We start from the raw sequence: 24508 nt of genomic DNA on the forward strand, positions 1-24508 counted from the left end.
ACAGCACCGCAACGCGACCGCAACCGCACCGCACTCCCCCAGACGTTTTTCAGGAATAACGAGCGACTCCCGCCGTGAGTGCAGCCGGAGGTGCTGATGGAGATGAATCGGGCGAGGGCTCTCGGTTAGCGCCGGCTGGTCTCCACCGTCTCGACCGCCCGTTCAAAGTGGTCCTCGCGGATGCGCACCGCGTCGGCGTGCTCGTTGGCCGCCTCGCCGTGCTCGTCGGTCACGTCCTGGATCGCCAGCAGGGCGGCCTCCCGGACGACCGCGGTCAACTCGGCGCCCGAGTAGCCCTCCGTCTCGGCGGCTAACCGGTCGAGGTCCACGTTCTCGGCGAGGGGCTTCTCCCGCGTGTGAACGTCGAGGATCTTCCGGCGCGCCTCGCGGTCCGGGTTCGGCACCTCGACGTGGGTCTCGAGGCGGCCGGGTCTGGTCAGCGCCGGGTCGAGTGCGTCGCGGCGATTCGTCGCCGCCAGCACGACGACGTTCGGGTTGTCGGCGGCGCGGTCGAGCTCCGTCAACAGCTGCGAGACGACGCGCTCGCCAACGCCGGAGTCGCCGCCGCGGTCGCGGTCGGTCGCGACGGCGTCGATCTCGTCGAAGAAGAGGATCGTCGGCGCGGCCTGTCGGGCGCGCTCGAACACCTCGCGAACTGCCTTCTCTGACTCGCCGACGTAGCGGTCCAGCAGTTCGGGTCCGGCGACCTGTACGAAGTTGACGCCCGACTCGCCCGCGATGGCGCGCGCGAGGAGCGTCTTGCCGGTCCCGGGCGGTCCGTACAGCAGGATCCCCGTCGGCGGCGCGGCGTTCGCGGCCTCGAACAGCGGGCCGTACGAGAGCGGCCACGTCACCGCGCGCTGGAGCTTGTGCTTGGCCTCGGCGAGCCCGCCCACGTCCGAGAAGTCCGTCTCCGGCGTCTCCGCGACGTGCTCGCGCATCGCGCTCGGCTCGACCGCCGCGTGGGCCGACTCGAAGTCCGCGCGCGTCACCTCGATGCCCGCCAGGTCCGCCTGCGCGTCTTTCTGTCGAACGCGCCTGAGCGCGGTCAACGCGGCCTCCTGTGCGAGGCTCTCCAGGTCGGCGCCGACGAAGCCGTGGGTGCGGGCCGCGAGCCGGTCGAGGTCCACGTCCTCCGCCAACGGCATCCGACGCGTGTGCACGTCGAGGATCTGCCGGCGGCCGGCCTCGCCGGGGACGCCGATCTCGATCTCGCGGTCGAAGCGCCCGCCTCTCCGCAGCGCGGGGTCGAGGCTGTCGACGCGGTTGGTCGCGCCGATGACGATCACGTCCTCGCGGGCGTCCAGCCCGTCCATCAGCGAGAGCAGCTGGCCGACGACCCGGTTCTCCAGGTCGCCGGCGTCGTCGCGCTTGCCGGCGATCGAGTCGATCTCGTCGAAGAAGACGATCGCGGGCGCGCTCTCGGCCGCGCGGTCGAACACCTCGCGGAGGCGCTCCTCGCTTTCGCCCTTGTACTTGCTGGTGATCTCCGGCCCGTCGACGGTGAAGAACGCGGCGTCGACCTCGTTGGCGACCGCGCGCGCGATGAGCGTCTTGCCGGTCCCCGGCGGCCCGTGCAGCAGGACGCCCTTCGGCGGGTCGATGCCGAGCCGGGCGAACACCTCCGGCTCCGAGAGCGGCAGTTCGATGGTCTCGCGGACGAGCTCCAGCTCCTCGTCGAGCCCGCCGATGTCCTCGTAGGTGGCGCCGACGCGCTCCTCGTCCGTGCGGTCGCCGGACCCGGCCGACCCGGCCGACCCGGTCGCGGGCTCGGACGGACCGGTCGCCGCGCCGCCGCCCCCGCCGCGACCGTCCGCCGTCCCTCCGTCCGGCGGAGATCCGGGACGGTCGGCTCCCGTCGCGGGCGGCGAGGACGCGCTCGGTTCGCCGTCGCCCGTGCCGCCGCGCTCCGCACCGACGACGCGCACGTCGGTCCTGTCGGTCACCCGAACCGTCCCCTCGGGGCTGGTGTCCGCGACGGAGAACCGGAGGCCTCCGAGTCGCTCGACGTGGACCGACTCGCCCTCGCGGAGCGGGCGGTCGCGGAGATCGCGCGCGAGCACCTCCTCGACGCGGTCGCGGCTCACGTCGACGGTCGCGAGCGCGTCGGGCGCGCGGAGGGTGACGGCGGTCGCGTCGTTCACCTCGACGGCGGTGACGCGGACGGTGTCGCCGACCTTCACGCCGGCGTTCGCGCGCGTGTCGGCGTCCACGAGGACGCCCCCCTCGTCGGCGGACGCGCCGCCGGGCCAGACCTTCGCCACGGTGGCGCGGTCGCCCTCGATGCGGACGGTGTCGCCGCTCAGGACGCCGAGGCGCTGCCGGGCCGCGTCCGGGAGGCGGGCGATCCCCCGCCCGGCGTCGCGCTTCTCGGCCGCGCGGACCGTGAGTTCGATGCCCTCTGTGTCGCTCATGCCCTTCGGTTCCCTCGGACGGGACTTTACGCTTGCCCGGTCTCCGTGCCGGATCGGCCGCCGTGACGTGGGATAGGCTCAAGGCCACTGAGGGCGCAGCATGATCCATGGTCACAACCACCAAGAGAAATGGTTCGACGTGGTACGCCTGCGAGGGCTGCGGCATGCTGTTCGGGGAGCGACAGGACGCCGCGGACCACGAGCAGGCCTGCGACGGCGAGGATCCCGACTACCTGCAGTAAGCGCTCGCGGGCGACCGCCGGGGGCGTCACTCCGGAACCGATTCTTCCGGCGGCGCCGCGTCGACGACGGTCAGGTCCAGTTCTTCTCCCGCGCGGTCGTAGGCCGTCACGTCCTCCGGCCTCCACGGTGGGACGGCGACGAGTACGACCGCAGCGAGGTCGTCCGCCTCGGTCAGCGTCGCGTCGCCGTCGGGGTGCGAGACGAACCGCGCGCCGCCCCCGTCCGCGGGCGTGCCGATCTCCACGCCGAAGATGGAGGAGACGGTGTTTCCGGCGGCCGCGAGCCGAAAGTGCGTGAGAACGGGCGTCGAGGGGTCGAGGTCCGCGACTTCGGGCTGGGCGGCGTCGAACTCCCCCGCGGGCGTCGGCGTGAGCCGGATGCTGACGGAGCCGGGGGCGGCATCGGCGGCGTCCTCCAGCAGGACCGCGAGCAGGTCCGCGGTGACGTGGACCACCTCAGACCCCCAGGAGCGACCGCACGGTCTTCGCGTACAGCCGCGGGGCGGACCGGCGGGAGCCGGAGAGGGCCTCCCGGAGCGCCTCGGCAGCGTTCTCGTGAATCCCCTCGCCGTGGCCGACGAGAATGCGATCGGGGTCAAGTCCGCCGAGGACCGTCCGCGGCGGGACGACGCGCAACATCGGGTGGACGCCCAGTCGCTCTCCCTCGACCCGGAAGAACGAGGCGGTGCCGACCGCCTCGGGAACGATCAGCGTCTCGCCGTCGAAGAAGGCCGCCTCCTGCCACGGCGGGATCGACGAGTTGCGGACTTGGAGGGTTCGGAACCCGGTGTCCGCGAGGCGGCCGCCGAACTGCTCGACCGGCGCGTCGAGGTCCGCCTGAACGCCGGTCATCCACTCGGGGATGTGGACGGCGACATCGTGTCTCCGTGCGACCGCCGCGGCGTCTCGCTTGTGTCTGTCGAGCCCGAGCACGACGCCCGCGACGGTTCCCAACTCCGCGAGTAGGTCGTCGACGCCCTCGCCGTCGACGGGATCGAACACCCACACGTCGGGCTCGCCCGTGTCGGACTCCTCGTTGTGTACCGCGACGGCGTGGCTGGCGCGTTCCATCTCCTCGTCCGGATACGCGATCCAGCCGACCCCGCCCTCGTAACGGTCGATCGGTTGCACGGCCGTCGTGCCGGAGCCCTTGAAACTCATTGCCGAAAGTTGGGGTCGCTCCCGGATAAACCCCGGCCGGTGGACGCAGCCGGCGCCCCGATCAGAGCCGGTCGCTGTCGATGTCGACCGATGGCGGCGTCACGACCAGAAAGCCACGGAAGTGCATCAGCTCGCCGCCCATGTCGCGTATCTGGCGGGCGAACCCGGCCGCGAGCTCGTTGAGGTCGCCCTCGATGGAGAGCACGAGCACGTTGCCGTACTCGACGTTGCGGACCCACTCCTCGGGGTCGGTGCTGCCGTCGAGCACGCCGAGGACGACGCTGCCCGACCCTCCGGCCTCCTCCAGCTGGTCCTCCGCGTGACGCAGGTCGAGGTCCCACTCGCTCATACCCGAGCGTCCGCGGGAGGCGAGAAAAGGGTTCCCCCACGCGGCGGTTCTCGGCACGGACCGGACTAGAGGTCGACCCGGTCGCCGATCTCCGCGATCTCCAGCCTCCGCGGGTGCTCGAAGCTCGCGGCGTGGCTGTGGAGCGCGGTCGGGTCCGCGGTGAGCCCCTTCCACATGTCCCAGTGAGTCGGGAGCAGGCGGTCGAGTTCGAGGTCGCTGGCCGCCTCGACGATCTCGTTCTCGTCGCTGTACCACTTCGTCCTGACCGGCTCGCCGGTCTCCTTGTCGGGGACGTTCCCGACGGTGCCGAACGCGAGGATGCCCAGGTCGATGTCGTACGACTCGGCCAGTCCCGCGAACGACGGCGAGGGCTTCGTGTCCCCGCCGTGGAAGATCGTGCCGGACTCGTGTTCGATGACGTAGCCGACCGGGTGCGCGGCGTCCGCGTCCTGCGTCTCCACCACGTCGATCGAGAACTCGCCGACGCGGAGGCTGTCGCCCTCGGTCACCTCGAGGAACTGCTCGTCGCTCACGTCCCACTCGTCGGTCCAGTGTTCCTCCTGGCGCGCGACCGCGAGCGAGTCGTCGGGCGCGATCAGGTCGCAGTCGGTGTTCGCGAGGATTGGCGCCTGCGAGGGGCCGTGGACGTGGTCGGTGTGCTCGTGGGTCGCCAGCACCGCGTCCGCGGTCTCCACGTCCTCGGGGTCGAACGGGACCGGGATCATCCGGACCGTCCGCGGCGGATCGCCGAGGCCGACGTAGGGGTCGATCCAGAGGACGGTCCCCTCCGAGCCCTTGATAGCGAAGCCGTTGCAGCCGAGGTACCACAGCGCGACGGTGTCGGGGTCGGCCTCCGCGACGGCGCGCGGCAGCCAGTCGCCCCAGTCTGAAGCGGGCATGTCCGTATCTGGACGCGGCGGTCCCCTAACCGTTGCGGAGTCGGCGACGAAGCGCGACCGAGAGGCGCTACGACCCCGGCTACGCGACGTGGCGATAGGGCGTTAGACCCCGGCAGCGCGACGTGACGAAGACGACCGAGACCGCCACACGGAACCGCACCGTCGAGGGCTCTCGCGGCGGTTCGGATCCCGACTCTTAAGTACGAAACCCCGGTTAGGTCGGACATGGAATTCTGCGACGAGTGCGGATCGATGATGAAGGCCGGAGAGGGCGAAGACCACTGGGTCTGCGATTCCTGCGGCTACGAGAAGGGCCGCGACCCGGAGGCGGAGGAAGCGATGGAGACGACCCAGGGACAGGAGGCCTCGGAGATAATCGACACCAGCGACGTCGAGGACAAGGGCCTCCCGACGACGACCGCCCACTGCCCGGAGTGCGGTAACGACCGCGCCTACTGGTACATGCAGCAGATCCGATCGGCCGACGAGTCCGAGACGCGGTTCTTCGTCTGCACCGAGTGCGAGCACAAGTGGCGCGAGGACGACCACTGAATCAGGAGATCGGACGGCCCCATCCCACGTCCGCACCGTTTTTCTCCGGATTCCGTCTCGCGTTCTCACCGCTCCGAACTCCGTCTCCGCGCTCTCACCGTCGCCAGACCGGGGTTCGGCCGGACTCCGCGTCACCGGTCCCGCCGTCGCCCACAGCCCCGCGGTCGTCGTCCGCGAGCCGTTCCGAGAGCGTCTCCACCAGCTCCGCCGGCGCGCAGTCGGCGAGCGCCGCGTCGGCGACGCGCAGCCGCGAGTGTGGGTGCCCCCGGCCGCCGGGGACTTTGATCGTCTTCACGATCCCTCGGTCGACGAGCGCGTCCCGCGGTGCGATGAACTGTTCGCGGGCGACGATCCCCGCGCGCTCGGCCCACTCGCGCACGTCCGCGAACAGGTGGTCGGTGCGCGCGCCCACCGCCAGCGACAGCGTCAGGACGTTCGCGTCCGTTCCGCGATCAAGTCGATCAGCGCCCCGAAGCGCCGCGTCGAACTCCGCAGCGAACGCGGCGGAGAGGTCCTCACGGGCGCTCTCTCGGAGCGTCCTTCGGGACGGTCCGAGCCTCTCGAACGGTTCGGCGGCGTCGACCCGCTCCAGCGCCGCCTCGCGCAGCGGCGCCGCTGGCTCGCCGTCGGACAGCAGCGTCGGCTCCGCGGTCGGGCCGGCGACCGCAAACGCCGTGCCTGCGGTCGAGAAGACGGCGGGATCGGTCGCCGCGCCGACGCGAAGGTCGAGCGCTCCCGCGTCCCGAAGCCCCTGAAGTCGGGTCGACAGGACGAACTCGTCGGCGACGCCCCCGGCGGCGGCCGGACGCAGGGCGACGCGCCAGGGAGCCTCGCCCGGCCCCCCGACTCCGTTCGCGTCCGCGTCGCCGTCGTCGGGGATCGCTCCGACGACCGCCCGGAGCAGTCGCTCGTCGATGCCCGTCGCTACGACCGCGTGCCGGCCCCGGAGCGCGGCCACGATGCCCTCGGGAACGGTCATGGGCGTTCCTGTCACGGAGCGAAGATAATCTTTCCCCCCACCGCGGCACCGACGGAGCGCAGCCGAGCCGTTCCGGACCGCCCGGCGGGTCAGGGACGGCGGGCGAAAAGCAGGTAGCCCGTGTGCCCCACGCCGGCCGTCGAGGGACGGGAGCCGCGGTCGGAGAAGTCCATCTCGCGCTGGATCGTCTCCAGCGTCTCGACGCCCTCGAGGTCCGCCTCCCGGGCCGCGAGGGCAGCGTCGCGCGTCCCCTCGACGAACGGCGAGTAGACGGCGAGAAAGCCGCCGGGGACGAGTAGGTCGGCCGCGCGCTCCACGACCGCGGGCGCGTCCGCGGTGTCGAGCGTCAGGAGGTCGAACCCCTCGCCCTCGGCCAGCGCGTCGACCTCCTCCGCGAGGTCGCCGGTCCGCACGTCGACGCGGTCCTCGACGCCGGCGATCCGCATGTTCTCGCGGGCAACGTCCGCGAAGTCGGGGTCCTTCTCGTAGGTAGTCACGTCGGCGCCGATGCGCCCGAGGTGCGCCGAGAGGATGCCGGTGCCGGTGCCGGCGTCGAGCACGCGGTCGCCCGCCGAGGCGCCGGTGTGCCCGATCAGTAGGCCGATGTCGCGCGGCATCATCGGCGCCCCGGTGCGTTCGAGGTGGTCGAACAGATCGGGGCCGCGAAGCTCGCGGACCTCGAACGTCTCGCCCAGGTGCGTCTCGACGGTGTCGCCCGCCTCCACGTCCTCGGGGACCTCGAGCACGCCGAGGTCGGTGCCGAACTCCTCGCCCGGCTCCAGCAGGTACTCCCGGTCCGCGTGGACCAGCAGATAGGCGGCGTCGGTCACTCCAGTCGCGCGATGGCTGCCGCGAGGTCGCCCTCTTCGGCCTCCAGCGCCTCGATGGCGTCCTCCTCGGAGACGCCCGCTCGCTCCGCGACGATGTGGACGTCGTCGTCGGGGATCTCCAGGCCGCTCTCCTCGTCGTCCGTCCCGTCGCCGCCCTCGATGGCGGACTGGCCGCCGCTCCCGGAGCCGCCGGTGCCGGCCTCGACGCTCTCGGGTTCGCCGACGATCTGGTAGGTCATCTGCCCCTGCGCGTCCATGCGCGTCACCTGCGGGGCGTCGAAGACGAGGTCCTCCTCGTCCGTGCGGACGACGACCTCCTCGGCATCGATCTCGGTCACGTCGATGCCCATCTGCTTCATCATCTGCTTCATCTTGCGCGGGTTCATCCCGCCGCCTCCGAACATACGCGTCCGTTCGTCCGCACGGTACAAAAAGGGTGACGAAGGGCGCTGCCGAGGGGGCAGCGCCCCGTGCCGGCCGCGGTCGGAGAACCGCGACAACGCTTAACACCGTCGGGCCGTCACCTCCGACGATGACACCCTCGGGGTCCTCCGCCTACCGGAACGTCAGCAAGCCCGAGGTCGCGGTGTTCGTCTCCGGCGTCGCGAGCATGGGCCTGGAGATCCTCGCGGGCCGCGTCGTCGCCCCCCAGTTCGGAAGCAGCATCTACACGTGGGGGACGATCATCGGCGTGTTCCTCGCGGCGCTGGCGGCGGGTTACCACCGCGGCGGCCGGCTCGCGGCGCGGGAGGCGAGCGCGGCCGGACTGGCTCGGCTCCTGCTCGGGACGGCCCTCTGGGTCGCCCTGCTGGTGTTCGCGGGCGACCTGCTCGTTCGCTCGACGGTCCCGCTCCCGCTGCCGAGCCGCGCGGCGTCGCTGCCCGCGGTCGTGCTGCTGTTCGGTCCGCCGACGTACCTGCTCGGGTTCATCAGCCCCTACGGCGCCGAGCTGATCGACAAGGAGGGGATCGGCGAGGCCTCGGGCCACGTCTACGCGCTCGGCACCGTGGGCAGCATCGTCGGCGCGTTCGGGACGACGTACTTCCTGATACCCGCGCTCGGCGTCGACGCCATCGGCTTCGCGTTCGGCGCCCTCCTCGTCGCGACCGCGGCCCTGCTGGTGGTCCCCGCGCCGTCTCGAGACTCCGTGCTGTCCGTCGCCGGCGCGCTGGTGATTCTGCTGGCCGCGCTCGGAAGCGGATCGGTCGGCGTCTCTCCCGCCGGGCAGGTGATCCACGATGAGGAGACCGCCTACCAGGAACTGCAGGTCGTCGACGGCGCCGAGACGCGGACGCTGTACCTCGACGGCGAGCGCCACAGCGCGATGGACCGCTCGGACCCGACGCGACACGTCTTCGACTACACCCGCTACTTCCATCTGCCGTACCTGTTCGCGGACGACCCCGACGACATCGACCGCGTGCTGTTCGTCGGCGGCGGGGGGTTCTCCGGCCCCAAGCGGTTCGCCGCGGAGTACGACGCAACCGTCGACGTGGTCGAGATCGACCCGGCCGTCGTCGACGTGGCGAAGGAGTACTTCGCGGTCGAGGAGTCCGAGGACCTCCGGATCCACGAGGGCGACGGCCGGGAGTTCCTCCGCGAGACGAACCACACCTACGACCTGATCGTCCTCGACGCCTACAAGAAGGACAAGGTGCCGTTCCACCTCACCACGCGGGAGTTCATGGCCCTGACGAGCGACCGACTCTCCGAGGACGGAATCCTGGTCGCGAACCTGATCTCCGCGCCGAGCGGTCCCGCCTCGCGGTTTTACCGCGCCGAGTACGCGACCATGAACGAGGTGTTCCCGCAGGTGTACGCCTTCCCGACCGCCGGTCCCGGCGTGGTCCAGAACATCGAACTCGTCGCGACGAAGGACGGTGACCGCGTGAGCCAGGCGGCCCTCCGCGAGCGCAACGAGCGCCGGGAGATCGGTCTCGATCTCTCCGAGGAGATCAGCAACTACCGCGCCGAGGAGGACCCCGGCGACGTGCCGGTGTTGACCGACGAGTACGCCCCCGTGGACGCGCTGCTGGAGCCGATGGCCGGCCAGCGATACGTGATCGAGGAACGCGAAGCCGACGACGAGGACGACCAGTCGACACCGCGACCGCGGGTCGCCGACCGGGCTTCCCTCGCCCCGGTCGCCGTTGCCGACGGGCGTTTCTGAACCCGCGGTCGGTTCCGCTTCCATTTCTGAACCCGCGGTCGGTCCCGGCGCCATTTCTGAACCGGGGGCGGGACCCCGCGGTTTCAACACCCGGCGCGTCGAGGTGGCGATATGTACCTCGCAGATCGGACGTGGCCCGAACTCGGCTCGTACGTCGCCGAGGAGTCGGTCGCGGTCGTTCCGCTCGGCTCGACCGAACAGCACGGTCCGCACCTGCCGCTGGCCACCGACCATCTGATCGCGGAGGCGCTCGCGGCGGCCGCGGCCGACCGGACGGGCTTCCTCCGGACGCCGACGATAAATATCGGCGTCAGCCCGCACCACCGACAGTTCCACGGGACGATGTGGGTCGACCCGCCCGAGTTCCGCGACTACGTCGAGAGCTTCACGCGCAACCTCGCGTACCACGGGGTCGACCGCGTCGTCTACGTCAACGCCCACGGCGGCAACGTCGAGCACCTCCGCGAGGTCGGCCGCCGGCTCTACAAGGACGGCGAGGTGTACGCGGTCGAGTGGATGTGGGACGAGTCGATCCCGGGCCTCGTGAACGACCTCTTCGAGCGCAACGGCCCCCACGCCGGCCCGAAGGAGACCGCGATGATCACTCACATCGCGCCGGAACTCGTCCGGGAGGAGAAACTCGAGGAAGCGCGCGACGAGGGGCTCGTGAACCTGCGGGACGCCGAGACGGTCGTCCACGGCGCACGCACCTACTACGACGCGGCCGACAACTCGCGAAACGGCGCGTTCGGCGACCCGACCGACGTGACCCCGGAGAAGGCCGCGGAGCTGTTCGAGGCCGCGGCGGACCAGCTGGTGCAGCTGCTGGAGTGGCTCGACGCGCAGCGGATCGAGGACCTGCTCCCGGAACCGCACGTCGACCCGCAACCGGGGAGCCGCCGGGAGCGGTAGGTCGGCTCCGCAGCTCACGGATCGAAAAGGACCGCTTCAGCCGACGTGCGTGGAGACGGCGATGCCCGATCCCACCGGCAACAGCACCGTCTCGAAGGCGTCGTCCGCGCGGACGGTATCGATGTACTCGGCGATCCCCCGCGTCTCCTTGTCTCCCGGCGGGAGCGCCACGCCCTCTTCGACGTACGCCAACAGGTCGCCGAGGTCGATGGGCCCTTCCATCATGTTGTCGGCGACGACGACGCCACCGTCCGCGAGCCGGGGTTTCGTCGCCTCGAACGCCTCGACGTAGCGGTGTTTCTCGTTGTCGATCAGGACGGCGTCGAAGGGGCCGTCGTAGTCCGCGACGGTCTCCAGCGCGTCGCCGACCGCGAACGTCACGCGGTCGTCCCACCCGGCCTCGACCATGAAGTTCGCGCCCGTCTCAGCCTCGTCGGCGTCGAACTCGGTGCAGACGACGCGGTCGGCGCCGCCGCGGACGAACCAGGAGGCGGAGTAGCCGAAGCCCGAACCGAACTCGAAGACGGTCGCCGCGTCGGTCAGTCGCGCGAGCGTGCGGAGGACCCCGCCCGCGGCCGGCCCGATGATCGGGAACCCCTGATCGGCCGCCAGATCGGCCATCTCGGCCTGCACGTCCGTGTGCGACTGCGCGGTCGCCGCGAGAAAGCGTTCGGTGTGGTCGGGGAGCACGTCCATGGGTCGCGCTCCGGCGCCGGCGCTGTTAAAGGTGACCGCCGGAGTGCGCCCGCGGCCGGGATCAGCCGTCCGTCGCGGCGCGCTCGCGGTGGACTTTTTAAGTCCGCGGGCGGTAGCAGGAGGTATGATCTCACTCGACGAGGCCGTTACCGCCCGGCTCGAGTCGCACGGCGAGCGCTTCGAGGTCCTGATCGACCCCGACGCGGCGCTGGCGATGAAACGCGGCGAGTTCGACGGTGACCTAGAGGACGTGATCGCGGCCGAGGACGTCTTCGAAAACGCCTCGCGCGGCGACCGACCGGCCGAGGAGGACTTGGAGGAGGTGTTCGGGACGACCGACCCGATGGAGATAATCCCGCGAGTGGTCCAGGACGGCGAGATCCAGATAACGTCCGAGCAGCGCGAGGAGATGCAGGAGCAGAAGCGGAAAAAGCTCATCAACACCATCGCGCGGAACGCGGTGAACCCCCAGATGGACAACTCGCCGCACCCGCCCGAGCGCATCGAGCGCGCGCTCGAGGAGGCCGGCTTCACCGTCGACCCGATGGAGCCGGTCGAGAACCAGATCGACGACGCGCTCGACGCGCTCCGTCCCGTCATCCCCATCCGCTTCGAGGAGGTGACGATGGCGGTGCGGCTTCCGCCGGAGTACGCCGGGTCCGGTCAGGCGCAGATCCGATCGTTCGGCGACCTGGAGCGTGAGGAGTGGCAGAACGACGGCTCGTGGGTGGGCGTCCTCACGTTCCCCGCCGGGCTCCAGAACGACCTCTACGACAAGGTCAACGAGCTCACCTCCGGCGAGGGCGACGCGCGCGTCGTCAAGGACAAAGACGAGCTCAGCACGCGGTGATCCCGTGTCCGGCCACGACCGCGATATCGCACGCGCCGCCGGCCGCTCGCGCGACGAGCCGCTCGGCGGGTCAGCGCGCGCCAACGGGGTGACGCCGACCCATTCCTGAAGTCGTCGGCGTGGACATCAGCGGCCGTCACGAGGAGAACGGGGAGTACCTGATGGTCGCGGCCGCGGTCCACGCACGGATCGACAGCACGCGGATCCGCTCCGTCGAGGGGATGGGCTTCGCCACCGTCCGCGAGGGGCCGACGCTGGAGGCGACGCTCGCGCTCGTCGCGGAGGCGGTCGGCGACCTCCCCGAACCGCCCGAGGGCCCCGTCGTCTCCGAGCGCGGCGAGTTCTACGAGGAACCGGCCGACGTGGTCGGGCTGAGCTTCCAGCCTGAGTTTAAATACGTCGAGAGCATAGGTGAGCGTGAAACAGTGCAGGCAGCCCACCACGCCGCGTACGCCGTTCGCGACCTCCTGCTATGACGGGGGAGCGTGCAGTCGTCGCCAAGCGCGTCGACGCGGGGACCGCGGATCTATCGGAGATCGAGCAGCTCGCCGGCGCCGCCGGCTACGAGGTCGTCGGCCGCCTCTCGCAGACCCGCGAGGAGGACGCCGCCTACATGTTCGGCGAGGGGAAAGTCGACGAACTCGCCGCCCTCGTCGAGGAGACGGACGCCGCAGTCGTCATCGTCGACAACGACGTCGGCCCCTACCAGACGTTCAACATCGGCGGCGAACTCCCCGAGGACGCGGAGGTCGTCGACCGGTTCACCCTCATCCTCGAGATATTCGGCCAGCGCGCGCAGACCCGGAAGGCGCAGCTACAGGTCGAGCTTGCGGAACTCCGCTACGAACTCCCGCGCGCCGAGGCGAAGGCCTCCCTCGCGAAGCGGGACGAGCGCCCCGGGTTCATGGGACTCGGCGAGTACGACGAGAGCGTCGAGCGCGACATCAAGCGACAGATCTCGGAGATCCGCGACGAACTCGCCTCCATCGCGGAGAAGGAACAGCAGCGCCGCGAGCAGCGCCGGGCGTCCGGCTTCGACCTCGTGGCGCTCGCCGGCTACACGTACGCCGGGAAGTCCACCTTGATGCGCCAGCTCGCGGCCGAACTCGACGTGGACGAGAACGTCGACCGCCACCCTGACCTGGAGACGACCGCGGAGTCCGAGGACGACCTGTTCACCACCCTCGGAACGACCACGCGCCGCGCGGAGATGGACCGCCGCGACGTGCTCCTGACGGACACGGTCGGGTTCATCTCGGACCTCCCCCACTGGCTGGTGGAGTCGTTCGAGTCGACGCTCGACTCGGTGTACCGCGCCGACCTCGTCCTGCTCGTGGTCGACGCCAGCGAGCCGGTCGAGGAGATGCGCGAGAAGCTCGTGACGTGCCACGACACGCTCTACGAGCGCAACGAGGCGCCCGTCGTGACGGTGTTCAACAAGGTCGACCGCCTGACCGACGAGGAACTCGACGAGAAGCGCGCCGCCCTCTCGGCGCTGGCACCGAACCCGGAAGCGGTCTCCGCCAAGACCGGCGAGGGCGTCGCCGCCCTCCGCGACCGCGTCGAGGCCGAGCTGCCGGAGTGGCGGACCGAGCGGCTCGTCCTCCCGCTTTCCGACGACGCGATGAGCGTCGTCTCGTGGATCCACGACCACGGCCACGTCGAGGAGGAGGCGTACGCCGGCGACCAGGTGACTGTCACCTTCGACGCGCGGCCGACGGTCGTCTCGCGGGCCCGCTCGAAGGCGGCGGAGTTGGACGCCGCGGAGCCGGCCGAGTCCGCCTGAGGCCGCCGGAACCACGTCCCCACTCCGGTCGGCCTAACTCCGCCTACTCCAACTCGTGCTTCTCCTTCGCGACCACTTCCACGTCCGCGATCCGGGTGTCCGGGTAGTTCCCGCTCGCGTCCTTCTCGGCCGCCTTCACCATGTCCCAGACGACGTTGAGCCCCGTGGTGACGCCCTCCAGCGCCTCCATCTCGCAGCCGGTCTTGCCGGTCGTCTCGACCGCGACCTCCAGGGTGACGCGGTCGGCGCGCACGTCGAAATCGGTGTCGACGTTCGTGATCGGGATCTGATGGCACATCGGGATCGTCTCCCAGGTGTGTTTGACCGCCTGCACGGCGCCCACGCGGGCGGTCGCCAGCACGTCGCCCTTCTCCACCGCGTCGGCCCGGATGGCCTCGACCGTCGACGCCGTCAGACGGATCTCGCCGCGCGCGACCGCCCGGCGCGCGGCGTCCGGCTTCTCGCCCACGTCGACCATCTGCACGTCGCCCTCGGCGGTCGTGTGGGTCAGGTCGTCGCCGGCGTCGCCGCCGGAACCGTCGGCGCGTCCGTCGTCTCTCCCGGAGTCGCCCGCGGGCTCGTCACTCATTACGGAGTGCCTGCGGGAGCCGGTCGATTAAGTCCGTCGCCACGAGCCCGTACCCCCGTTCCTCGACCGCGGCGTCGCCCGCGCGGCCGTTGGCGTACGCGCCGACCGCGGCCGCGTCGAGCGGGTCCTGCGTCGCCGCCAGCGCGCCCACGGCGCCCGCGAGCACGTCGCCGGTCCCCCCGACGGTCATGCCGGGGTTTCCCGTCCGGTTGACGCGCAGGTCGTCGCCGTCCGCGATCACGTCGTAGGCGCCCTTCACGAGGAGCGTGTGCCCGAGCTCCGCGGCGAACTCCCTGACTAGGTCCGCGCGCTCGCGCCAGTCCTCGGCGCTCGGCCCGCCCATCTTCCTGAGTTCGCCCTGATGCGGGGTACAGACGAGCGTCGCGTCGGTGTCGACCTCCGGGACGACCTGCAGGGCGTCCGCGTCGACGACCGCCCGGCCCTCGTAGGCGCCGAGGAAGCGCTCGACGAACGAGAGGGTGGCGTCCGCGTCGCCGAGTCCGGGGCCGAAGACGACCGCGTCCTGTCCGGCTGCCAGATCCGCGATCCGGTCGAGGTGCGGCGGCGCGAGCGTCTCGCCCGGGAAGCCGTGGACGATCAGGTTCTCGGAGAACCCCTGCACCTCTCGGGCGACGGACTCGGGGCAGGCGACGCGGACGAGGTCCGCCCCCGCGCGCAGCGCCGCCCGCGCCGCGAGCGTGGGCGCGCCGGTGTAGGGGCCGCCGCCGACCACCAGCACCTTCCCGTGGTCGCCCTTGTGGCTCTGCGGGTCGCGGTCGAGCCCGATCAGGTCGCCCGGGCCGGTGAACAGCTCCGCGGCCTCGGGGATGCCGATGTCCGCGACCGTGACGGGGATGCCGAGCTCCGGGAGGCCGGGCTTGGCGTCGTGGAACGTCACCACGCGGTCGGCGTGGACGGCGACGCGCTCGCCCGCCTCGTTGGCGGCCACGTCGCCCGTGTCCGCGTCGACGCCCGAGGGCACGTCGACCGCGACGACCGTGGCGCCCGCGTCGCCGAGGTCGGTGACCCGCCGGGCTGCGGTTCGCTCGGGCTCGCGGAGCGCGCCGGTCACACCGGTTCCGAGCATCGCGTCGACGATCACGTCCGGATCGCCGAGGTCGAGGTCCGCGGCGTCCGCGACGCTTCGGGCGTCGATCTCCGCTTCCAGAAGGGCGTCCCAGTTCTCGCGGGCGATGTTCGTCGCGATCGACTCAGGGCGACCGAGCAGGTGGACGGTCACCTCGTACTCGGACAGAAATCGAGCCGCGACGAAGGCGTCGCCGCCGTTGTTGCCGCGGCCGCAGACGAGCGCCACGGACGCGCCCGGCTCGGCGTGTGCGCGCACCTCGCGCGCGACGGCGTTTCCCGACGACTCCATCAACTGCTTGCGCGGCACCCCGAGCGCGGCCGCGTTGGCGTCGACCGCGGCCATCCGGTCTGCGGTGATCATGTAAAACTCTTCGCCGGCATCGGGATTAAGCGTGGGGGCGGCGGTGGATCCCTTCACCGCTTCCGCGACCCCGTCGTCCTGTGCGCCGTGGGCCGCCGTCCGCTACGCGCTGTGGACCGCCTTCCGGAGCGCGCCCTCGGTCTGTGCCCCCGTAAGGCGCTCGGCGGGCTCGCCGTTTTTGAACACCAGCATCGTGGGAAGCCCCTGGACGCCGAACTGCCGACAGACGCCCTGATGGCGGTCGGCGTCGACCTTTATGACCGCGGCGTCGGTGTTCGCGGCGAGCCGCTCCAGCGGCTCCTCCATCATCCGACAGGGACCGCACCAGTCGGCGTAGAAGTCGACCAAGGCGACCTCGTACCGGCCCGCGACCGCCGCGAGCGAGCCGCCGGTGAACGCGACCGGCTCAGCGGGCGTGCCGGCTCGGTCGTCGACGTTCTGACCACCCTCTCCGGCGTCCTCGCCGAGTTCACCCATTTCGGCCTTCTCGCGGAGCTCCCGTAGCTTCCGCTCGCGGATCGCCTCGATGTCGTCGCTCGCGTCGCCGGCGGTCGCGTCGCCGGCGTTTCCGTCTCCGCCGGTTCCGTCTCCGCCGCTCGCGTCGCTCCGTTCGCTCATGGACCGGGGTACGCGCCTCGGCGACATAAGGGTTCGACGCGCGTGCGCGGTCGGCGCAACGCCTTCGGGGGAGGGACGCGTGGGTCGACCATGAGCCGCGACGACCGCGACTTGGACGCCTGGATCGAGGCCTACTGGGGGTGGGCCGGGGTCGCGGCGTTCCTGCTTTTGTCGGTCGACCTGCTCACGTCGCTCGGCGCGGCCGCGGTCGTCGGGGTCGAACACGAGTCGAACCCCCTGATGGCGTGGCTTCTGGTCCAGCCGACCGCGGTGCTGGCCGGGGTCCACCTCGCGGCGGCGGGACTCATCGTCGTCCTGCTCTACGGACTGCAGGAACTCGTCAAGGAGGCCCCCAGTCCCCAACAGCGCTTCCTGATGATCGCCGCGGAGGCGTTTCTGGGGCTCCTCGTCGCCGCGGGACTGTTCCTGCTCGCGAACAACCTCTCCGTCATCGTGCTCGGCGAGAGCCTGCTGTGAGGGGTCGCGGTCCCGGGCGGCCGCGACCGCCCCGGTCTGAAGAGTTTAAACCCGATGGGGCGCAACCCCGGAGCAGTGACTGACGCCCCGCCGTGGACCGACGTGTTCGGCCACCCCGAACCGTACGCCGAGCAGGCCGACGGCATCGACGCCGCCATCGACGCCGCCGACGAGGGCGGCTTCCTGGCGCTCGAGGGCGCCTGCGGCACCGGCAAGACGATGCTCGCGCTCACGGCGGGCATCGACCGCGTCCGCGACCCCGACTCGCCCTTCGAGCGCGTCTTCGTCCTCACGAGCGTCAAACAGCAGCTCAGGCAGTTCGAGACGGACCTGGAGACGATAAACGGGAACCTCCCGGACGACTACCGGCCGGTCTCGGGACTCACGCTCGTCGGGAAGGCGGACGTCTGCCCGTACGCGCGCGAGAACCGCGGCGGCGTCGACCGCGAGAACGTCTACGAGCGCTGCGAGGGGCTCCGCGAGCGCACCCGGAACCTCGTCGGAGAGGGCGGCCCGACAACGACCGGGAACCTGGTCTCGGAGGCGACGGCTCAGCAAGTCGGACTCGCGGACTCCGGCAGCGCGGGCGGCGGCGCGGAGTACCTCTCCGTCGACGGCGAGCCGACGCCGTACCGCCCGGACACCGAGGAGTACGGCGACACCGAGTTCTGCCCCTTCTACGCCGGCTTCCTCGACGACCTGCCGGAGGACGGCGAGCAGGCGGAGGCCGTGCCGTTCGACCCGACGGAGAAGGGCCACATCGACGCCGACGAACTCGTGAAGCTCGCGGCCGGCCACGGCTCCTGTCCCCACTCCGTGATGGGCGCGCTCGTGCCGGAGGTCGAGGTCGTCATCGGCAACTACTACCACGCGTTCGACCCGACGACGACGGAGACGTTCACGGGCGCGCTGCTGGACGAGTCGACGTTCGTCGTCTGCGACGAGGCGCACATGCTCGAGCCGCGCGTGCGCGACCTCGTGAGCGACCGCGTCGCGGACGCGAGCCTGCGCGACGCCGAGAACGAGCTCACGCGCGTCATCCAGCCCGTCAAGTTCGACGACGAGGGGAGCTACACCGACGACGCCGACCTCGTCCGCGGGGAGTTGGCCGACAGCGACGTGACGGTCTCGGAGATCGAGCGCGTCCGCGAGTTCTACCGCGACCTCCGCGAGGAGCTCGACCGGCGCGTGGTCGAGCACCTCGACCGCGAGTCCCCCAGCTGGCGCGCGCACCTCGCGGACCTCGAGGACGCCGAACTCCCGCTCCGGGACCCCGAGACACCCGGGCAGGACGAGATCACGGCGTGGGCGAACCGGGAGGGGTACGAGGACCGCGTCTGGGCCCGCTGCGGCGCGGTCGGCGCGGTCGTCTCCCGCGTGCTCGACGAGTTGGAAGGCGAGGACAAACAGCGCGCCGCGCCGGGGGTCGGGCGGACGCTGAACGCGTGGTACCGCGAGGACCACGAGACGTTCTTCCGCGCGATCGAGCTGGAGCGGACGTGGGACGAGACGGAGCCGCCCGAGAGCTGGCGGCGCGCGTTCAACGGTCGCCTCGCGCTGTACAACTGCCTGCCGAGCCGCGCCATCGGCGAGCGCCTCGGGGAGTTCGGCGGCGGCGTCCTGATGAGCGCGACGCTGGAGCCGCTCGACGTGTTCCGCGAGGTCTCCGGGCTGGACCACCTCGCGGAGGCGGGCCGCCCCATCGTCGAGCGCACCTACGGGCTGACGTTCCCCGAGGAGAACCGCGCGAGCTTCGCGGTCGACGCCCCGAAGTTCACCCACGATAACCGCGGCGCGCCGGGCGAGGCGAACTCGACGCGGACCGCCTACGTGGACTCGACCGCCGAGGTCGCGAAGCGCGAGGGGAACGTCCTCGTCGGGATGCCCAACTACCGCGAGGCGAAGTGGATGGCCGGCGAGCTGGACGAGCGCCTTGACAAGCCGGTGCTGTTCGACGAGTCCTCCGGCGACCGCGCCACGGAGTCGCTGAAGGACGACTTCTTCGCCGGCGGCGAGAAGGTGCTGGTGACAAGCCTGCGGGGGACCCTCACCGAGGGCGTCGACTACCGCGGCGACCGGCTCGAGGCTGCGGTCGTCTGCGGCGTCCCCATCATCAACACCGCCCGACCGCGGACGCGCGCCGTGGTGGCTGCCTACGACCGCCGGTTCGGCGACGGCTTCGAGACCGCGCTCACGGTTCCGGCGGTCAGAAAGGCCCGGCAGGCCGTGGGGCGCGTGATCCGGGGCCCGGAGGAGCGCGGCGTCCGCGTCCTGCTGGATGCCCGCTACGCGCGGAACTCGTGGAACGCGGTCCGCGAGTACCTCCCGCCCCACGAGCGCGAGGAGTTCCAGCCGGTGAGCCCGGACATGCTCTCGTTCGCGCTTGATCGGTTCGAGGACGACTGAGACGGTGGTTGTGTGACCTGGCGTGGTGCCGGCTCAGAAGTTTCTGCCGGCACTCCCACATTCAGAAACAGTTCTGTTGCAGATCCTGCTGATCGGGACAGCAACACTTCGAAAGCCCCAGCCGGCTCGACCCGCCGGGCCTCGCTGCGCGCTCGCGCCTCTCAGCACCGCCCGGCGCGAGTGCTTGCGTCGTCCGGGCGGGATCGAGCCGACTGCCCCTTTCAGTCCCACCCATCGCTCCGCACAGCGCCGCAACCGCACAGCAGCCTCGCACCTCCCCAGCCTCGGCGGCCGCGTGACCGCGAAACCGCACCGCAAGGCGGCCACGCGGCCGCCTCCCTCGCGCGGTCGCGGCGACACAAGGTCGCCGCGGCGCGCGCCGACAGCATCGCTCAGCACAGTACCAGCACCGCAACCGCTTTGGGACCCGCCCTAGCGCAGCGCGGCCGGTTTTTCAATCCTCAAAAGCGCCGGAGTGGCCTTCGCCGACTCACTCCGCTCGAACGTCGTACGAGAGCACCACGCCGTCGTCGAGTCGCTCCACGTCCGTCAGGTCCAGCCGCGGGAATTCCTCGGTGAACCCCTCGCCGTCCGCGAGCGTCGGCGCGTCGCGACCGCCGACGATCATCGAGCCGACGTAGACGGAGAGCTCGTCCACCAGCCCCGCCTCGAACAGCGAGAAGATGACCTCGCCGCCGCCCTCCACCATCAGGCGGTCGACGCCGCGGTCGGCGAGCTTATCGAGGCCGGCCGCGAGGTCCACGCGGTCCTCGCCGGCCGGGATCACCTCCGCGCCGGCGTCGGCCAGGTCCTCGCGGCGCGCAGGGGTGGTCGCCTCGCTCACGAGCAAGTAGGTCGTGGCGGCGCCGTCCAGGACTCTGGCGTCCGGTGGCGTTCGCCCCGAGGAGTCGACGACGACGCGGGCCGGGTGCGGCGGGCGGCCCGTCTCGCCACGCTCGGCGCGGAGGTCCGCGTCGTCCAGCGTCAGGTGCGGGTCGTCCGCGAGGACCGTCCCGACGCCGACCATGACGGCGTCCGAGCGCGCCCGGACGCGGTCGACGCGCGCGAAGTCCTCCTCGCCGGAGATGCGGAGCTGCTCGCGGCGGCGCGTGGCGAGCTTCCCGTCCACGCTTTCGGCGGCGTTGACCACGACGTGCATGCCGCCCTCTGGTCCGGCCGCGGGGATGGTCGTTTCGGTGGGCGGCGGGGCGAGCGCGTCCGGGAACGCGCGGCGCGTCCGGCGCGTTCCACGTTCGCTCCGCCCAGCGAACCCTTTTGTGCAAGTACGCCGAACCGTGGGCCGATGGATGTCGACAACCATGCCGAGGATCTCGCCTCCGATCTCGGCGTAGACAAAGAGGAGGTCAAAGCGGACCTGGAGAATCTGCTGGAGTACAGCGTGCCCATCGACGAGGCCAAACAGAGCGTCCGCCGGAAGCACGGCGGGGGCTCGGGCGGCTCCTCGCCGACTCCCGACTCGGTCGACCTCGGGGAGATCACGACCGACCATGACAGCGTCACCGTGACCGCTGTCGTGCTGACGGTCGGTACCCGAACGATCCGGTACCAGGGTGACGACATCACGATCCGCGAGGGCGAACTCGCGGACGAGACGGGGACGATCTCCTACACCGCGTGGACCGACTTCGGTTTCGAGCCCGGAGACGCCGTCACGATCGGCAACGCCGGCGTCCGCGAGTGGGACGGGAAGCCCGAACTCAACCTCAACGACTCCTCGACGGTCGCGATGGCCGACGAGACGCCGGACGTGGACACCGAGGTCGGCGGCGACCGCTCGCTGGTCGAGCTCGAACCCGGGGACCGCGGCCGGAACGTCGAGGTGCGCGTGCTGGAGGTGGAGTCGAAGACCATCTCCGGGCGCGACGGCGAGACCGACATCCGCGAGGGGATCGTCGGCGACGAGACCGGTCGGCTCCCGTTCACGGACTGGGACCCTCGCGAGGAGGTCGCGGAGGGCTCCGACCTGCGGATCGAGGACGTGTACGTCCGCGAGTTCCGCGGCGTCCCGTCGATCAACCTCACCGAGTTCTCGCAGGTGACGCCGCTCTCGGATCCGGTGACCGTCAAGGAGGACGCGCCGCGACTCTCGGTCGCAGAGGCCGTCGACACCGGCGGGATGTTCGACGTGGAGGTCGTCGGTAACGTGCTCGAGGTCCGTGACGGCTCCGGGCTGATCGAGCGCTGTCCCGACTGCGGGCGCGTGATTCAGGGCGGACAGTGTCGGAGCCACGGCGCCGTCGAGGGCGAGGACGACCTGCGCGTGAAGGCCATCCTCGACGACGGCACGGACACGCTGACGGTCGTGCTCGACGACGATCTGACCGCCGAGGTGTACGGCGGCGGGCTGGACGACGCGCTCGCGGCCGCACAGGAGGCGATGGACAAGGACGTGGTCGCGGCGGACATCCGCGACGAACTCGTCGGGCGCGCGTTCCGCGTCCGCGGGAACCTCTCCGTGGACGACTACGGCGCGAACCTCGACGCCGAGACGTTCGAACCCGCGAGCGACGATCCGGCCGACGCGGCCGAGGCCGTCCTCGAAACGCTCGGGGGGTCCGGGGACGCCGGTGGGGAGGCGGCGACCGACGGCGGCGCCCCCGCCGACGCTGACGCCGACGCTGACACCGACCCCGACGCCGCCGCGGACGCGGAGGTGGACCGATGAGCGACGACGACGGGCCGGGCGCCCGCGAGGTCGCCTACCGGCTCTTCGCCGCGGAGTTCGACGACGCCTCGCTCTCCTACTCCGAGAGCGACGAGGAGCGCGCGCCGAACTACGTCGTCACCCCGACCGGCGCGCGCGTCAACCGCCTGTTCGCGGCCGGCGTGCTCACCGAGGTCGAGCACATCAACGACGACACCCGCCGCGGGCGCGTGGTCGACCCGACCGGCGCGTTCGTCACCTACGCCGGCCAGTACCAGCCCGACGCGCAGACGTTCCTCGAGCGTGCCGACCCGCCGAGCTTCGTGGCGCTGACGGGGAAGGCCCGGACCTTCGAGCCGGAGGACTCGGACCGCGTGTTCACCTCCGTCCGGCCGGAGAGCATCAACCACGTCGACGCGGATGTCCGCGACCGGTGGATCGTCACCGCCGCGGAGACGACGCTCGACCGCCTCGCGGTCCTCGAGAAGGCCCTCGCCGCGGACCTCCGCGGGGAGGACCTCCGCCGCGCGCTGGAGGCCGGCGGCGCGCCCGCGTCGCTCGCGGCCGGGATCCCGCGCGCCCTGGAGCACTACCGCACCTCGCCCGCCTACGTCGAGGCCGTGCGGCTGATGGCGGTCGATGCGCTGGAGCTGGTCGCCGGCGACCGCGACGAGGTCCGCGCGCCCGACGTGGCCCCGGATGAGGGCGGTCACGCGGAGATCGGTCCGCTCCCGGAAACGGACGTGAGCGTCGAGCCCGCGGCCGTGACCGGCGAGGCGGCTTCATCGGCGGCGGAGACCGAGACGGAACCCGAAGCGGACGTCGAGGCAACCGCCGAGTCGGACCCGACAGAGACCGCGGAGACGGAACCGGAACCGACGGCGGAGGCCGAACCGGAGGCGGAGATTGAGTCGGAGGCTGAGGCAGAGGCAGAGACCGAACCGGAGACGACGACTGAGACGGAGACGGAACCGGCGGAACCGGAGACGGCCGAACCCGCGACGGCGGGAGGCGCCGACGAGACCACGGCCGAGGAGCCGCTCGGTGACTTCGACGAGTCGCTCGGGGACTCCGACGCCGACGCGAGCGCCGCCGGGAGTTCAGCCGACAGTGGGGTCGCAGACACGTCCGACGCCGCCGACACGGAGGCCGCAGGCGGCGAGATGTACGAACTCGACGACGAGGAACGTGAGGAGATCGAGTCGGAGTACGGGACCGAGTTCGAGACCGGCGGCGAGGTCGAGGAGGCGGGTATCGACGTCCCCGACGCCGACGACCTCGCCGAAGAGCTCGAAGAACAGGACGCGGAGCCCGACGAGACGGCGACGGAGGCCGAGACGGACTCGGGTGCCGACGCCGAGAGCGAAGCCGAGGCGGATGGCGAGGAAGCGGCGGAGGACGCGGAGGACGTCGACCTCACTGCCGCCGCCGTCGAGACGATGCGCGAGTTGGACGACGGCGACGGTGCGGACCGCGAGGCTGTGGCCGCGGCGGTCGTCGACGAGTACGGCGCCGACCCCGAGGACGTCGACGACGCCATCGAGGACGCCCTGATGGGCGGCCAGTGCTACGAGCCGACCGAGGGGACGCTGAAAGCGATCTGATGGCGGTCGTCGAGCCGGTGCCGGACGCGCCGGCCGCGGTCGCCGAACTCCCGGACGAGCGCGCGCTCGTCGTCGCCGACTACCACGCCGGCATCGAGGTCGGACTGCGCTACCAGCGCGGCGTCGAACTCGACAGCGCCGCACCCGAGCGCCGCGAGCGCCTGCTCGCGCTGCTGGACCGCACCAACGCCGACCGCGTCGTGGTGCTGGGGGACCTCGCGCACCGCATCGCCGCACCGGAGGGCGAGGAGCGCGAGGAGATCGCGGCGCTGATCGACGCGGTCACCGAGCGCGTCCCGCTGACGCTGGTCGTCGGGAATCACGACCCCGGCGTCGCGGAGGCGTTCGCGGCCGACCTCGACGTGATCCCGGCCGGCGGCGAACGCCGCGGCGACGTGGCGTTCGTCCACGGGCACACGTGGCCCGACCCGGCGGTGTTCGGCGCGGAGACGGTCTGCATGGGCCACGAACACCCGCAGGTCAGACTGGAGGACGCGGTCGGCGGGAGCCGGACCGAGCGCGCGTGGCTCCGCGGTGCGCTCCGGCGGGAACCCTTCGAGGCCGAAGCCGAATCGGGCGAGGCAGTCGCGGCGGTCTGGAACGACCCGGAGCTCGTCGTCTTCCCGGCGTTCAACGAGCGGTCCGGCGGGACGTGGATCAACGTCGACGGTCAGCAGTTCCTGGCCCCGTTTCTGCCCGAGGGACTGGTCGACGGGCAGGCGTACCTGCTCGACGGGACGCGACTCGGCGCGTATCGGTCGGTCTGAGCGTGTGCCAGTGCGCCAGCGACCGCCCCCGCGGCGACGCGCTTAATCGCCTGAGGACCGAACCTCGGAGCGATGCCAGAGGGGAGCGCCGG

General features: G+C 71.4%; 24 protein-coding genes and 1 pseudogene. 12 read left to right on the top strand and 13 right to left on the bottom strand.

The features are described 5' to 3' along the window. Positions 1-125: 125 nt before the first annotated feature. Entirely contained in the window at positions 126-2414 is a 2289-nt protein-coding gene (locus AN233_RS10630; protein ID WP_058366759.1) for an AAA family ATPase, read from the bottom strand. A 107-nt stretch (positions 2415-2521) separates the two neighbouring features. Between AN233_RS10630 and AN233_RS18245 the strand changes: the two genes are divergently transcribed. Then, positions 2522-2656 carry a DUF7128 family protein gene (locus AN233_RS18245; protein ID WP_058366760.1) on the top strand — a complete coding sequence of 45 codons (135 nt, stop codon included), beginning with the start codon at positions 2522-2524 and terminating at the stop codon, positions 2654-2656. Between the two features lie 26 nt (positions 2657-2682). Here AN233_RS18245 and AN233_RS10640 read toward each other — a convergent pair whose 3' ends face one another. The 4 genes and pseudogenes from AN233_RS10640 to AN233_RS10655 all read right to left on the bottom strand — a co-directional run bounded on the left by AN233_RS10640 (position 2683) and on the right by AN233_RS10655 (position 5065). Next, positions 2683-3111: a hypothetical protein gene (locus AN233_RS10640; protein ID WP_058366761.1), complete on the bottom strand. Its 429-nt coding sequence runs from the start codon at positions 3109-3111 to the stop codon at positions 2683-2685. Between the two features lies 1 nt (position 3112). Further along, complete coding sequence (locus AN233_RS10645; protein ID WP_058366762.1) at positions 3113-3817, bottom strand: hypothetical protein; 705 nt, start codon at positions 3815-3817, stop codon at positions 3113-3115. Between the two features lie 64 nt (positions 3818-3881). Next, a pseudogene (locus tag AN233_RS10650) lies at positions 3882-4166 on the bottom strand (DUF5779 family protein); the annotation flags it as partial. 65 nt (positions 4167-4231) lie between these two features. After that, complete coding sequence (locus tag AN233_RS10655; RefSeq protein ID WP_058366764.1) at positions 4232-5065, bottom strand: MBL fold metallo-hydrolase; 834 nt, start codon at positions 5063-5065, stop codon at positions 4232-4234. A gap of 225 nt (positions 5066-5290) precedes the next feature. On the opposite strand from AN233_RS10655, the gene AN233_RS10660 reads away from it, so the two are divergent. Beyond that, positions 5291-5617, top strand: coding sequence for a transcription factor S (locus AN233_RS10660; RefSeq protein ID WP_058366765.1), 327 nt, complete (start codon positions 5291-5293; stop codon positions 5615-5617). Positions 5618-5711: 94 nt separating this feature from the next. Here the strand turns inward: AN233_RS10660 and AN233_RS10665 are convergent, their stop codons facing one another. The 3 genes from AN233_RS10665 to AN233_RS10675 all read right to left on the bottom strand — a co-directional run bounded on the left by AN233_RS10665 (position 5712) and on the right by AN233_RS10675 (position 7830). After that, positions 5712-6596, bottom strand: a complete 885-nt coding sequence (locus AN233_RS10665; protein ID WP_058366766.1) for a transcriptional regulator TbsP domain-containing protein — start codon at positions 6594-6596, stop codon at positions 5712-5714. Between the two features lie 89 nt (positions 6597-6685). After that, positions 6686-7426, bottom strand: coding sequence for a methyltransferase domain-containing protein (locus AN233_RS10670; protein ID WP_058366767.1), 741 nt, complete (start codon positions 7424-7426; stop codon positions 6686-6688). Next, complete coding sequence (locus tag AN233_RS10675; protein WP_058366768.1) at positions 7423-7830, bottom strand: nascent polypeptide-associated complex protein; 408 nt, start codon at positions 7828-7830, stop codon at positions 7423-7425. The genes AN233_RS10670 and AN233_RS10675 overlap by 4 nt, the downstream gene beginning before the upstream one ends. 128 nt (positions 7831-7958) lie before the next feature. Between AN233_RS10675 and AN233_RS10680 the strand changes: the two genes are divergently transcribed. Both AN233_RS10680 and AN233_RS10685 read left to right on the top strand, forming a co-directional pair. Further along, the gene (locus AN233_RS10680) at positions 7959-9596 is read left to right on the top strand and encodes a spermidine synthase (protein ID WP_058366769.1); all 1638 of its coding nucleotides are present in this window, start codon (positions 7959-7961) and stop codon (positions 9594-9596) included. A 111-nt stretch (positions 9597-9707) separates the two neighbouring features. After that, positions 9708-10508, top strand: coding sequence for a creatininase family protein (locus AN233_RS10685; RefSeq protein WP_058366770.1), 801 nt, complete (start codon positions 9708-9710; stop codon positions 10506-10508). A gap of 36 nt (positions 10509-10544) precedes the next feature. Here the strand turns inward: AN233_RS10685 and AN233_RS10690 are convergent, their stop codons facing one another. Then, entirely contained in the window at positions 10545-11204 is a 660-nt protein-coding gene (locus AN233_RS10690) for an O-methyltransferase (RefSeq protein ID WP_058366771.1), read from the bottom strand. Between the two features lie 124 nt (positions 11205-11328). Between AN233_RS10690 and AN233_RS10695 the strand changes: the two genes are divergently transcribed. The 3 genes from AN233_RS10695 to hflX all read left to right on the top strand — a co-directional run bounded on the left by AN233_RS10695 (position 11329) and on the right by hflX (position 13840). Beyond that, positions 11329-12054, top strand: coding sequence for a ribosome assembly factor SBDS (locus AN233_RS10695; protein WP_058366772.1), 726 nt, complete (start codon positions 11329-11331; stop codon positions 12052-12054). Positions 12055-12173: 119 nt separating this feature from the next. Further along, positions 12174-12530 carry a DUF2209 family protein gene (locus AN233_RS10700; protein ID WP_080508433.1) on the top strand — a complete coding sequence of 119 codons (357 nt, stop codon included), beginning with the start codon at positions 12174-12176 and terminating at the stop codon, positions 12528-12530. Beyond that, the gene (hflX, locus tag AN233_RS10705; RefSeq protein ID WP_058366773.1) at positions 12527-13840 is read left to right on the top strand and encodes a GTPase HflX; all 1314 of its coding nucleotides are present in this window, start codon (positions 12527-12529) and stop codon (positions 13838-13840) included. The genes AN233_RS10700 and hflX overlap by 4 nt, the downstream gene beginning before the upstream one ends. A 43-nt stretch (positions 13841-13883) precedes the next feature. Here the strand turns inward: hflX and moaC are convergent, their stop codons facing one another. The 3 genes from moaC to AN233_RS10720 all read right to left on the bottom strand — a co-directional run bounded on the left by moaC (position 13884) and on the right by AN233_RS10720 (position 16497). After that, on the bottom strand, positions 13884-14429 hold the full coding sequence (moaC, locus tag AN233_RS10710) for a cyclic pyranopterin monophosphate synthase MoaC (protein WP_058366774.1): 546 nt from the start codon (positions 14427-14429) through the stop codon (positions 13884-13886). Beyond that, a complete protein-coding gene (locus AN233_RS10715; RefSeq protein ID WP_058366775.1) occupies positions 14422-15879 on the bottom strand; it encodes a bifunctional ADP-dependent NAD(P)H-hydrate dehydratase/NAD(P)H-hydrate epimerase in 1458 nt (485 codons plus the stop codon). Before AN233_RS10715 ends, moaC begins: the two co-directional genes overlap by 8 nt. 102 nt (positions 15880-15981) lie before the next feature. Continuing rightward, positions 15982-16497 carry a thioredoxin family protein gene (locus AN233_RS10720; protein WP_080508434.1) on the bottom strand — a complete coding sequence of 172 codons (516 nt, stop codon included), beginning with the start codon at positions 16495-16497 and terminating at the stop codon, positions 15982-15984. Between the two features lie 90 nt (positions 16498-16587). Between AN233_RS10720 and AN233_RS10725 the strand changes: the two genes are divergently transcribed. Together AN233_RS10725 and AN233_RS10730 are read left to right on the top strand one after the other, a co-directional pair. Beyond that, complete coding sequence (locus AN233_RS10725) at positions 16588-16974, top strand: hypothetical protein (protein ID WP_058366776.1); 387 nt, start codon at positions 16588-16590, stop codon at positions 16972-16974. A gap of 75 nt (positions 16975-17049) precedes the next feature. Continuing rightward, positions 17050-19380: an ATP-dependent DNA helicase gene (locus AN233_RS10730; RefSeq protein WP_058366777.1), complete on the top strand. Its 2331-nt coding sequence runs from the start codon at positions 17050-17052 to the stop codon at positions 19378-19380. Positions 19381-19870: 490 nt separating this feature from the next. On the opposite strand, the gene AN233_RS10735 is transcribed toward AN233_RS10730, so the two are convergent. Beyond that, on the bottom strand, positions 19871-20539 hold the full coding sequence (locus AN233_RS10735; protein ID WP_058366778.1) for a 2,5-diamino-6-(ribosylamino)-4(3H)-pyrimidinone 5'-phosphate reductase: 669 nt from the start codon (positions 20537-20539) through the stop codon (positions 19871-19873). A gap of 144 nt (positions 20540-20683) precedes the next feature. On the opposite strand from AN233_RS10735, the gene AN233_RS10740 reads away from it, so the two are divergent. Genes AN233_RS10740 through AN233_RS10750 form a run of 3 tightly spaced genes read left to right on the top strand, consistent with a single transcriptional unit; the run spans position 20684 to position 24416 of the window. Continuing rightward, positions 20684-22066 (top strand): Single-stranded DNA binding protein, encoded by a 1383-nt coding sequence (locus AN233_RS10740; protein WP_080508435.1) that lies wholly within the window; start codon positions 20684-20686, stop codon positions 22064-22066. Continuing rightward, positions 22063-23649 (top strand): RPA family protein, encoded by a 1587-nt coding sequence (locus AN233_RS10745; protein ID WP_058366779.1) that lies wholly within the window; start codon positions 22063-22065, stop codon positions 23647-23649. The genes AN233_RS10740 and AN233_RS10745 overlap by 4 nt, the downstream gene beginning before the upstream one ends. Further along, entirely contained in the window at positions 23649-24416 is a 768-nt protein-coding gene (locus tag AN233_RS10750; RefSeq protein ID WP_058366780.1) for a metallophosphoesterase, read from the top strand. Before AN233_RS10745 ends, AN233_RS10750 begins: the two co-directional genes overlap by 1 nt. Positions 24417-24508: the final 92 nt, after the last annotated feature.

It is taken from the genome of Haloparvum sedimenti (assembly GCF_001462205.1).
Taxonomy (GTDB): Archaea; Halobacteriota; Halobacteria; order Halobacteriales; family Haloferacaceae; genus Haloparvum; species Haloparvum sedimenti.

Coding starts and splice junctions, on each gene's coding strand:
- AN233_RS10630 (WP_058366759.1), bottom strand. CDS start 2,414: ATGAGCGACACAGAGGGCATCGAACTCACGGTCCGCGCGGCCGAGAAG.
- AN233_RS18245 (WP_058366760.1), top strand. CDS start 2,522: ATGGTCACAACCACCAAGAGAAATGGTTCGACGTGGTACGCCTGCGAG.
- AN233_RS10645 (WP_058366762.1), bottom strand. CDS start 3,817: ATGAGTTTCAAGGGCTCCGGCACGACGGCCGTGCAACCGATCGACCGT.
- AN233_RS10655 (WP_058366764.1), bottom strand. CDS start 5,065: ATGCCCGCTTCAGACTGGGGCGACTGGCTGCCGCGCGCCGTCGCGGAG.
- AN233_RS10660 (WP_058366765.1), top strand. CDS start 5,291: ATGGAATTCTGCGACGAGTGCGGATCGATGATGAAGGCCGGAGAGGGC.
- AN233_RS10665 (WP_058366766.1), bottom strand. CDS start 6,596: ATGACCGTTCCCGAGGGCATCGTGGCCGCGCTCCGGGGCCGGCACGCG.
- AN233_RS10675 (WP_058366768.1), bottom strand. CDS start 7,830: ATGTTCGGAGGCGGCGGGATGAACCCGCGCAAGATGAAGCAGATGATG.
- AN233_RS10680 (WP_058366769.1), top strand. CDS start 7,959: ATGACACCCTCGGGGTCCTCCGCCTACCGGAACGTCAGCAAGCCCGAG.
- AN233_RS10685 (WP_058366770.1), top strand. CDS start 9,708: ATGTACCTCGCAGATCGGACGTGGCCCGAACTCGGCTCGTACGTCGCC.
- AN233_RS10690 (WP_058366771.1), bottom strand. CDS start 11,204: ATGGACGTGCTCCCCGACCACACCGAACGCTTTCTCGCGGCGACCGCG.
- AN233_RS10695 (WP_058366772.1), top strand. CDS start 11,329: ATGATCTCACTCGACGAGGCCGTTACCGCCCGGCTCGAGTCGCACGGC.
- hflX (WP_058366773.1), top strand. CDS start 12,527: ATGACGGGGGAGCGTGCAGTCGTCGCCAAGCGCGTCGACGCGGGGACC.
- moaC (WP_058366774.1), bottom strand. CDS start 14,429: ATGAGTGACGAGCCCGCGGGCGACTCCGGGAGAGACGACGGACGCGCC.
- AN233_RS10715 (WP_058366775.1), bottom strand. CDS start 15,879: ATGATCACCGCAGACCGGATGGCCGCGGTCGACGCCAACGCGGCCGCG.
- AN233_RS10720 (WP_080508434.1), bottom strand. CDS start 16,497: ATGAGCGAACGGAGCGACGCGAGCGGCGGAGACGGAACCGGCGGAGAC.
- AN233_RS10725 (WP_058366776.1), top strand. CDS start 16,588: ATGAGCCGCGACGACCGCGACTTGGACGCCTGGATCGAGGCCTACTGG.
- AN233_RS10735 (WP_058366778.1), bottom strand. CDS start 20,539: ATGCACGTCGTGGTCAACGCCGCCGAAAGCGTGGACGGGAAGCTCGCC.
- AN233_RS10740 (WP_080508435.1), top strand. CDS start 20,684: ATGGATGTCGACAACCATGCCGAGGATCTCGCCTCCGATCTCGGCGTA.
- AN233_RS10745 (WP_058366779.1), top strand. CDS start 22,063: ATGAGCGACGACGACGGGCCGGGCGCCCGCGAGGTCGCCTACCGGCTC.
- AN233_RS10750 (WP_058366780.1), top strand. CDS start 23,649: ATGGCGGTCGTCGAGCCGGTGCCGGACGCGCCGGCCGCGGTCGCCGAA.